At 72.0% G+C, this 8,676-nt stretch carries 9 protein-coding genes and 1 pseudogene; 1 reads left to right on the forward strand and 9 read right to left on the reverse strand.

The window, feature by feature from the left end; genetic code table 11:
* Positions 1-57 precede the first annotated feature (57 nt).
* The 5 genes from rsfS to EBH09_RS12090 form a co-directional block, all read right to left on the reverse strand.
* On the reverse strand, positions 58-504 hold the full coding sequence (gene rsfS, locus EBH09_RS12070) for a ribosome silencing factor (protein ID WP_121746980.1): 447 nt from the start codon (positions 502-504) through the stop codon (positions 58-60).
* Between the two features lie 171 nt (positions 505-675).
* Positions 676-2,469, reverse strand: coding sequence for an LCP family protein (locus EBH09_RS12075; RefSeq protein ID WP_121746981.1), 1,794 nt, complete (start codon positions 2,467-2,469; stop codon positions 676-678).
* A 16-nt stretch (positions 2,470-2,485) separates the two neighbouring features.
* Complete coding sequence (gene nadD, locus EBH09_RS12080) at positions 2,486-3,196, reverse strand: nicotinate-nucleotide adenylyltransferase (RefSeq protein ID WP_121746982.1); 711 nt, start codon at positions 3,194-3,196, stop codon at positions 2,486-2,488.
* Positions 3,197-3,254: 58 nt separating this feature from the next.
* Positions 3,255-3,422: a hypothetical protein gene (locus EBH09_RS12085; RefSeq protein WP_121746983.1), complete on the reverse strand. Its 168-nt coding sequence runs from the start codon at positions 3,420-3,422 to the stop codon at positions 3,255-3,257.
* A gap of 142 nt (positions 3,423-3,564) precedes the next feature.
* Positions 3,565-3,726 (reverse strand): hypothetical protein, encoded by a 162-nt coding sequence (locus EBH09_RS12090; RefSeq protein ID WP_167355229.1) that lies wholly within the window; start codon positions 3,724-3,726, stop codon positions 3,565-3,567.
* Positions 3,727-3,868: 142 nt separating this feature from the next.
* Between EBH09_RS12090 and EBH09_RS12095 the strand changes: the two genes are divergently transcribed.
* On the forward strand, positions 3,869-5,050 hold the full coding sequence (locus tag EBH09_RS12095; RefSeq protein ID WP_121746985.1) for a M48 family metallopeptidase: 1,182 nt from the start codon (positions 3,869-3,871) through the stop codon (positions 5,048-5,050).
* Between the two features lie 27 nt (positions 5,051-5,077).
* Here the strand turns inward: EBH09_RS12095 and EBH09_RS12100 are convergent, their stop codons facing one another.
* From EBH09_RS12100 to EBH09_RS12115, 4 genes and pseudogenes are all read right to left on the reverse strand, one after another.
* Complete coding sequence (locus EBH09_RS12100; RefSeq protein WP_121746986.1) at positions 5,078-6,148, reverse strand: hypothetical protein; 1,071 nt, start codon at positions 6,146-6,148, stop codon at positions 5,078-5,080.
* An 85-nt stretch (positions 6,149-6,233) separates the two neighbouring features.
* Positions 6,234-6,803, reverse strand: coding sequence for a hypothetical protein (locus EBH09_RS12105; RefSeq protein WP_193776248.1), 570 nt, complete (start codon positions 6,801-6,803; stop codon positions 6,234-6,236).
* A gap of 207 nt (positions 6,804-7,010) precedes the next feature.
* On the reverse strand, positions 7,011-8,297 hold the full coding sequence (locus EBH09_RS12110; protein WP_121746988.1) for a glutamate-5-semialdehyde dehydrogenase: 1,287 nt from the start codon (positions 8,295-8,297) through the stop codon (positions 7,011-7,013).
* Positions 8,298-8,401: 104 nt separating this feature from the next.
* A pseudogene (locus EBH09_RS12115) lies at positions 8,402-8,676 on the reverse strand (hypothetical protein); the annotation flags it as partial.

The following is an 8,676-nucleotide window of genomic DNA, read 5'->3' on the forward strand; positions in this document are numbered from 1 at the left end:
AGAGGATGACCCGCCGGCCGCGGCCGGGCTGCCCGGCCGTCACCTCGCCGGTGGCGCTCATCGCCAGTCCCCGTCGGTCTCCGTCGCCTCCTCGGCGGCCCGGAGCCTGGCGTGCTCCTCAGCCTTGCCGCGGGTCTCCTTGGCGTCGGCGGGCAGCTCCAGCTCGGGGCAGTCCTTCCACAGGCGCTCCAGGGCGTAGAAGACGCGCTCCTCGCTGTGCTGGACGTGGACGACGATGTCGACGTAGTCGAGCAGGACCCAGCGGGCCTCGCGGTCGCCCTCGCGGCGTACCGGCTTGGCGCCGAGTTCCTTGCTGAGCCGCTCCTCGATCTCGTCGACGATCGACTTGACCTGGCGGTCGTTGGGAGCGGAGGCCAGCAGGAAGGCGTCCGTGATCGACAGCACGTCGCTGACGTCGTAGGCGATGATGTCGTGCGCGAGCTTGTCGGCCGCCGCCTGCGCGGCGGTGTTGATGAGTTCGATGGAGCGGTCGGTCGCGGTCACTGCCTGGCTTTCGGGTCGGCGGTCGGTTGACCTCAAGGGTCTCACGACCGCCGACGGCGGCCCACGTGATAATCACCCGCCCGCCGGGAGGCCGGTCCCCAGGAGGCCGTTCTCAAGGGCCGCCCTCCGGGAGGCCGCCCTCCAGGACGCCGGTCTCCAGGACGCCGGTCTCTAGGACGCCGGTTCGTAGTCCTGGCCGAGTACCACCGAGACCCTCGCGTTCGCGGAGACCTCGCCCCGGGTGACGGAGCCGGTGGGCAGGCCCAGGGTCTTGGCGACCTGGACGGCGTTCTCCTCGTCGGCGGCCTCGGCGTAGACGACCTTCGACGTCGCCTCGGTGCCGGACCCGGTGCCGCCTTCCAGGAAGGTGAAGCCGCCGTTGAGGAGGACGACGCGGGCCTTGCCGGTGCGGTCCTCGACGCCGGTGGCGTTGCGGACGGAGACACTGACGGCCGCGTCCTTGTCGGGGCTCTTGGCGGTGCCGCCGAGGACCTCCTTGACGATGCCGTCACCGGCCTCGGCGCTGAGCCTGCCGTCGTCCTGGACGGGCAGCAGCGCGGTCTCGAAGTCGCCGCCCTTGGCGAGGTCGGAGAGCCCGGCGAGGAACGCGCCGAGGTCCTTCTCGGTCAGCGGCGGGTCGAGGATCAGCCCGAGGGTCTGGACGGTGGTCGTCGCGGCCGCGGGGTCCGAGGACAGCTTGCGCAGCACTCCCTGCATGACCTGCCCGAAACGCTGCAGCTGGGCGCCCGCCTCCTCGCCGGAGCCGCGGTGGGTGGCGTAGGCGACGGCCATCTTGCCGCTGAGGGTCTGGCCCTCGCCCTTGTGCACGAGGGGGTTGGCGCCCTTGCCCTTGGCCGCCGGGTCGGGGACGTCGGTGTCGGTGTCGACCTCGATGTTGCCGACCAGGTCGACGAGGATCTGGAGGTAGGGCGTGTCCAGGCGCCAGGTGCCCTCGATGTCGGTGCCGAGGGCCGAGTCGAGCGCGGTCCTGGTGGCATCGGGGCCGTCGTCGTCGACGGACTTGGCGAGCGTGGTGGTGCTGCCGTCGTCGCCGGTCAGGGAGAGGGAGTTGGGCACCAGGACGGCGGTGCCCTGCTTGGTGGTGGTGTTGTCGACGAGCAGCGCGGTGGAGGTGCCGCCGCCGGTGGTGTCGTGCAGGTGGACGGCGATCACGTCGCGCTTCTGGGCGCCCGCCGCCGTCGTACCGCCGGTCTTGTCGTCCGAGGAGGACAGCCCGGGGAGTTTTCCGGCGGACCAGAGGTAGCCGACGCCGCCGACCGCGACCAGCGCCAGGACGACGACCAGGGCGACGACACGCGCGCGTGCGCGGCGCCGGGCCTCCTCCCGGCGCTCGGTGCGGTTCTCCGTGAACTTCATCCAGTCGATGACGTCCTCGGAGTCGTCGGCCGGCTCCTCGACGAAGGCGAACTGCTCGGTGCGGTAGTCCCGGTCGGGTTCCGGCGTCCCTTCGGGGGCTTCCGGTTCCCCGGGCGGGGCCGCCTGCTGCGGGATGTAGGCGGTCTGCTCGGCGACCCGGGGCTGCCGGCCGCTGGTGGCCGCCTGACCGTACGGGTCGTACGAGGGCTGCGTCCGCGTGCCGGGGGCGTAGCCGTCGTAGGCGTCGTAGCCGACGGCGGGCGGCTGCCGGCCGGTGTCGTAGCCGACCTGGGAGCCGGTCCGGGAGCCGTAGCCGTCATAGGTCTCGTACGGCTGTGGGGCGGGCTGGTGTCCGCCCGTGGTGTACGGGTCGTAGCCGTAGCCCTGCTGCCCGTACTGCTGACCCTGCTGGTCGTGCTGACCCTGATGCGCGTACGGGTCGTACGGGTCGTACGCCTGCTGCCCGCCGGGTTGGGCCGGGGCCTGGCCCTGGGCAGGGCGGTAGACCGGCCGGCCGTACTCGTCGTAGCCGACGAGTTCGTACTGGTCGCCGCCGTCGCCGTAGCCCGTGTCGTATCCGTCGTTCACCGGTGCCCCTCTCGGCTCACTCGCCGCGGTACAGCTGGCGCTTGTCGATGTAGCGCACGACCCCGTCCGGCACCAGATACCAGACGGGATCGCCCTTGGCGACTCTCGCACGGCAGTCCGTGGAGGAGATGGCGAGGGCGGGGACCTCGACGAGTGAGACGCCGCCCTTGGGGAGTCCGGCGTCCGTCAGCGTGTGGCCGGGCCGGGTGACGCCGATGAAGTGCGCCAGGGAGAACAGTTCCTCGCTGTCGCGCCAGGTGAGGATCTGGGCGAGGGCGTCGGCGCCGGTGATGAAGAACAGGTCGGCGTCCGGGTTGAGCTCGCGCAGGTCGCGAAGGGTGTCCACGGTGTAGGTGGGACCGCCGCGGTCGATGTCGATGCGGCTCACCGAGAACTGCGGGTTCTCGACGGTCGCCACGACCGTCATCAGATAGCGGTCCTCGGCCGCGGAGACCGTGCGGTGGCTCTTCTGCCACGGCTGCCCGGTGGGCACGAAGACCACTTCGTCGAGGTGGAACTGCGCGGCGACCTCGCTGGCCGCCACGAGGTGCCCGTGGTGGATCGGGTCGAAGGTGCCGCCCATGACGCCGAGGCGGCGCTTGCCCGACGACGACGGGCCCTTGCCCCGGCCGGTGGCGCGGGCGGGCACCGCGTGGTTCTGCGTGCCCCGCGCCGGCGCGTGCGCCGTTTCGTGCGCCGGACCGGTAGGCATGTCCTGCTCTCCCATGCGTGCAGACCCTACCGGCCCGGCCCGAGGGCTCCTGCCGGGCCCGCTGGCCCCGCGCTCAGCGGTCGCGGTTGAACCGGGTGGTGATCCACAGCAGGAGCATCAGGATGACGAACGCGCCGATGCCGGTGACGTAGGGGCTGAGGCTCTCGTGGTTGCCGCTGTGCTCCTCGCCGCCCTCGGAGGCGAGGGTGACAAACTGGGCCGCGGTGCTGTGGAAGCTCATCTTCGGCAGGACCTATCCGGTGTGGGCGGGATAAAGACGTCCGCTCATCGTATGCGGGCGCCTGTCGGGCGATCACGCCGACTCCACCGTTGGTGACCGGCCGGCGACCGGTCGGAGGGATCCGGGGAACCTTCGGATCTCCTCAGTCGTCCTTCCGCTTGTACCCCCGCAGCAGGAACCACGCGGTCAGCACACAGCCCACCACCATCACGATCAGCACGACCCGGAGCAGATTCCCCGCCCCTTGCTGCTCGGCCGCCGTCGCCGCGGTGGCGAGCCAGTCGGTGTGGGGGGTGTGCGCCATGACGTGGACTCCTTCGTTGCACTGCCCGTCCACGGTATCTCCGCCTAGGCTGGGCTCGGCTGCGGGGGCGCAAAGGGCCGCACAAGGGTTCGTAAAGGGCCGGGCACACGCACAGGCCACACACACGCACATGGGGGAAGACATGTCCGACGGCCACCAGCACAACGGGCACGAGAACGTGCCGAGCAGGCAGCGCAGGCGCTTCCCCGGAATCTCCTCGCGTGCGTACGAGCATCCGGCCGACCGTTCCGCCCTGGTGGCGCTGCGCAAGCTGAGCGGCTTCGACACGGTCTTCAAGACGCTGAGCGGCCTGCTGCCCGAGCGGAGTCTGAGGCTGCTGTTCCTGTCCGACTCGGTGCGGGTCTCGGACCGGCAGTTCGCCCATCTGAACGTGATGCTGCGCGACGCCTGCTACATCCTGGACCTGGAGAAGGTCCCCCCGATGTACGTCAACCAGGACCCGACCCCCAACGCGATGTGCATCGGCCTGGACGAGCCGATCATCGTCGTCACCACGGGTCTCGTCGAGCTGCTGGACGAGGAGGAGATGCGGGCGGTCGTCGGGCACGAGGTCGGGCACGCGCTGTCCGGGCACTCGGTCTACCGGACCGTCCTGCTCTTCCTCACGTCCCTCGCGGTCCGGGTCGCCTGGATCCCGCTGGGCAACCTGGCGATCATGGCGATCGTGACCGCGCTGCGCGAGTGGTTCCGCAAGTCGGAGCTGTCCGCCGACCGCGCGGGTCTGCTGGTCGGCCAGGACCTCCAGGCCTCCATGCGGGGCCTGATGAAGATCGCGGGCGGCAACCACCTGCACGAGATGAACGTGGACGCGTTCCTGGAGCAGGCCGACGAGTACGAGGCCGGGGGCGACCTCCGCGACTCCGTGCTGAAGATCCTGAACGTGCTGCCCCGCTCCCACCCCTTCACGACGGTGCGGGCCGCCGAGCTGAAGAAGTGGGCTGCGTCCCGGGACTACCAGCGGATCATGGACGGCCACTACCCGCGCCGCGACGAGGACAAGGACACCTCGGTCCGGGACTCCTTCCGCGACTCGGCGTCCAGCTACGCCACGCATGTGCGCGGCTCCAAGGACCCCCTGATGAAGCTGGTCAACGACATCGCGGGCGGTGCCGGTGACCTCGGCGACCGGATGCGGCGGGGCTTCGGCGGCTTCACGGCCTCCCAGCCGAGGCCGCCCAAGGACAGGGACGGGTCCGAGGGGCCCGGCGGCGGAGCCGGCGGACCGGGTGACGGAGCCGGCGGCCCGGAGGGTTCCGGCGGCCCGGGTGCCCCGGACGACCGCCCGCCGCGCGACGGCGCCTGAGCGGACGTACGGGCGGCGTCCCGGCTCTCACACCCGCGGCTGGGCGCCTGCCGCGAGGGTGCCGCACAGGGCCGTGGCGTTGTCCGTGGTGTACGGGTCGGTGCCGGCGGGGGCGCCGGTCCCGGCCGTCTGGCCCGCGAGCAGCGGGCGGAGGTGACTCGCCGAGTCCTCGGCGCAGGAGAGCGGCCCGGCCTGGACGTAAGCGGCGACGAGCTGTGTCTGGTGCAGCCGCAGGTCGTCCCGGTCGAAGCGGAAGTGCAGCTCCCGCCGGACGGTGAACAGCGACGCCTCGGCCCCCTCGTCGCCGGCGGACCGCAGCGGGTACACCATGGTGTGGTCGGCGGTGACCTCCAGCGTGGACGCGTCGCTCTCCACGGCCCGCAGGCTGCCGTTCACCCTGATCTCGGCGTCGGCCAGCTCGGTGCGGGCCGGGTCGAAGCGCACCAGCCATCCGGTGGGCGCGTGCCGGCCGTCCGCGACGGGCTTCTCGAAGCTCTTGTCGAACTGGTCGAGCTGGTCCGGGTCCAGCAACATCCGCACCGAGCGGACCTCTCCGCCGCCGAGCACGTCCGGGTCGAGCGCCGAGCGGACGATGTAGTTCTTGGCGGTGGTCAGCGCGTTGAGCACCTGGTCGTCCGAGAAGTGCGCGGTGCGCCGGGCCCCCGGCAGCGGGACGCCCTCGGCCGCGGACCGGAAGTCCGCCGCGGGACTGTGTTCGTACAGGTGCGCGGCGTCGTCGGCGCCGGGCACCCTGCCCTCGGGGGCGAGCGGGACGACGGTCATCCGCACCGGCTCCGCGGCCCGCTGCGCGTCGGGGCTCTGGTACGGGTGCCGTACACCCATGTAGATGGCGGTGCCGAAGGCGACGGCGATCAGCACGACCAGGACCAGCGCCTGACGGGACAGCCCGGCCCGGCGCAACGGTGTGCGGCGGCGTACGGCGGGCGCGTGGTCGGTGAGGCGCTCCTGGGCGGAGAACTCCTGGAGGCGGGCAGCCCGGACGAACGACTCGTCGAAGACGACGGATCGGTACTCTTCCTCGCCGCCTCCGGGGGCGCCCTCGGGCGTTCCTCCGGGCGGATCGCCACGCCCTGCCATACCTTCAGGGTAGGTCTGCGGAAGGTCGCGTAAACGCGCCGTTGCAGGTCAAGTTGGGCCAGGCTTCGCGCGGCAGGACGGCAGGTCAGGGGCTGCGCGGAATGACCGAGACGGCCGGCTGGGAGTAGTCGGCGGAGGCCGAGGGGGTCACGGTGCCGCCCTGCTCGGGGCCGGTCGAGGCGGGTGGCGGCACCGGCCGCGTCCCGCCCCCCGAGGACGCGCCCCGGTAGACGGCCACGAAGGCCAGCGCCACCATGCCGACGCCCATCATCAGGGCGAGCGCCCAGGCGACGGGCCGGTGCCAGCGGACCTGCTTGCCGTACGCCGCGGGAGCGCCGTACGGGCGGTCGAGGGGGTCGCGGTCGTCGTCCGGGTCGTCGAGGTCGGGATCATGGCCGAAATCGCCGTACCCGTCGTCGAAGCGCTCGGCTCTTCTGCGGCCTCGGCGGGCCGCTTCCGCCTCGGTGGCCTCGGCTCTGGCCCGGGCGGCGGCCAGGAGGCGTTCGACGGCGGTCGGCTCGTGCACCGCGGCCGCCTGTACGAAGGCCTCGTCGAAGACCACGGAGGCGAACTCTTCGTCCGACACCCCGCGGTCGTGATCGTCGTCGGGCTCCCAGCCGTCAGGGAACGGCCTACCCCCCACGTCCTCCGGCACGGGTCCAGAGTAGACCCGGTGGGTCGTTTTGGGCAGACGGCGGGGAAATTCATCCGGTGGGTGAGATGCCCCGATCGGTTCACGGGCGCGGCCGATGGCGCGTGCCGTGCGCATATGCCCCCGGCGTGCGCCGCGGCGCGCGCCCGCCCGTCGGCGAGCGACCCGCACGTCAGCGCCGTACGTGCCCGTCAGCGCCGTACGTGCCCGTCAGCGCCGTACGTGCCCGTCACCGGTGACGATGTACTTCGTGCTGGTCAGCTCCGGCAGCCCCATCGGGCCACGGGCGTGCAGCTTCTGCGTGGAGATGCCGATCTCGGCGCCGAAACCGAACTGACCGCCGTCCGTGAAACGGGTGGACGTGTTCACCGCCACCGTCGTGGAGTCGACCAGTTGGGTGAAGCGGCGGGCTGCCTGCTGCGAGGTCGTCACGATGGCCTCGGTGTGGCCGGAGGTCCACAGCCGGATGTGCTCGACGGCCTTGTCGAGCGAGTCGACGACCGCCGCGGCGATGTCGTACGACAGGTACTCCGTCTCCCAGTCCTCCGGCGTGGCCTCGACGGCCGTCACCTTGGAGTTCTCGGCGTACGCCATCACCCGCTCGTCGGCGTGCACGGTGACCCCGGCCTCCGCGAGGGCGTCCAGCGCGCGGGGCAGGAAGTCGGCGGCGATGTCCTGGTGGACCAGGAGGGTCTCGGCGGCGTTGCACACGCTCACGCGCTGCGCCTTGGAGTTGATCAGGATGTCGACGGCCATGTCGAGGTCGGCCTGCGCGTCGACGTAGACGTGGCAGTTGCCGGTGCCGGTCTCGATGACGGGGACGGTGGACTCCTGGACGACCGTGTTGATCAGCGAGGCGCCGCCGCGCGGGATGAGCACGTCGACCAGGCCGCGGGCGCGCATCAGCTCGCGCACGCTCTCACGGCTCTCGCCGGGCACCAGCTGCACGGCGTCGGCGGGCAGCCCGGCCCCGCCCACGGCGTCGCGGACGACGCGGACGAGGGCGGTGTTGGACTGGTAGGCCGAGGAGGAGCCGCGCAGCAGGACCGCGTTGCCGGACTTCAGGCACAGGGCCGCGGCGTCGACGGTGACGTTGGGCCGGCCCTCGTAGATGATGCCGACCACGCCGAGCGGCACGCGGACCTGGCGCAGGTCGATGCCGTTGGGGAGGGTGGAGCCGCGCACCACCTCGCCGACCGGGTCGGGCAACGCGACGACGTCACGCACGTCGGAGGCGATGGCGCGGACCCGCTCCGGGGTCAGGGTGAGCCGGTCGACGATGGCCTCGCTGGTCCCGGCGGCGCGGGCCTTGGCCACGTCCTGGGCGTTGGCCTCGACGATCTCGCTGGTACGGACCTCCAGCGCGTCCGCGACGGCGAGCAGCGCGTCGTCCTTCGCGGCCCGCGGCAGCGGCGCGAGGTCGGCCGCGGCGGACTTGGCCCGGTAGGCGGCCCGGGTGACCGGGGACATCGAGTCGTACGGCGAGAGCGTGGTCATGGGGGAAGCGTAGTAGGCGGCGCGGAGCCATCCACCGGTCGTCCCAAACCCCGAGACACGGCCCGGACGGCGACAAAGGGGGTGAACCGCGGATCGAAAGGTGACTAAAAGGGGTGGACTCCGACCGGGGTCGCCGGGGCCGGCCCGTACCCGGCGGCGATGCGCTGGTGATAGGTCGCCCGGTCGATGACCTCCAGGCCGACGATCTCCCAGGGCGGCAGCCCCGCGGTCTGCCGGTGCTCACCCCACAGGCGCAGGGCGACGGCGGCGGCGTCGTGCAGGTCGCGGGCCTCCTCCCAGTACCGGATCTCCGCGTGGTCGTCGGCGTAGCGGCTGGTCAGCAGGAAGGGGTGGTCGTGGGCGAGTTGCTCCAGGGCGC

The sequence above is a fragment of the Streptomyces sp. E2N166 genome, assembly GCF_003671715.1.
Lineage (GTDB): Bacteria > Actinomycetota > Actinomycetes > Streptomycetales > Streptomycetaceae > Streptomyces > Streptomyces thinghirensis.

Excerpts from the sequence above, each read along its gene's own strand:
- EBH09_RS12095 (WP_121746985.1), top strand. The coding sequence starts at position 3,869 with ATGTCCGACGGCCACCAGCACAACGGGCACGAGAACGTGCCGAGCAGG.
- EBH09_RS12100 (WP_121746986.1), bottom strand. The coding sequence starts at position 6,148 with ATGGCAGGGCGTGGCGATCCGCCCGGAGGAACGCCCGAGGGCGCCCCC.
- EBH09_RS12085 (WP_121746983.1), bottom strand. The coding sequence starts at position 3,422 with ATGAGCTTCCACAGCACCGCGGCCCAGTTTGTCACCCTCGCCTCCGAG.
- EBH09_RS12110 (WP_121746988.1), bottom strand. The coding sequence starts at position 8,297 with ATGACCACGCTCTCGCCGTACGACTCGATGTCCCCGGTCACCCGGGCC.
- nadD (WP_121746982.1), bottom strand. The coding sequence starts at position 3,196 with ATGGGAGAGCAGGACATGCCTACCGGTCCGGCGCACGAAACGGCGCAC.
- EBH09_RS12090 (WP_167355229.1), bottom strand. The coding sequence starts at position 3,726 with ATGGCGCACACCCCCCACACCGACTGGCTCGCCACCGCGGCGACGGCG.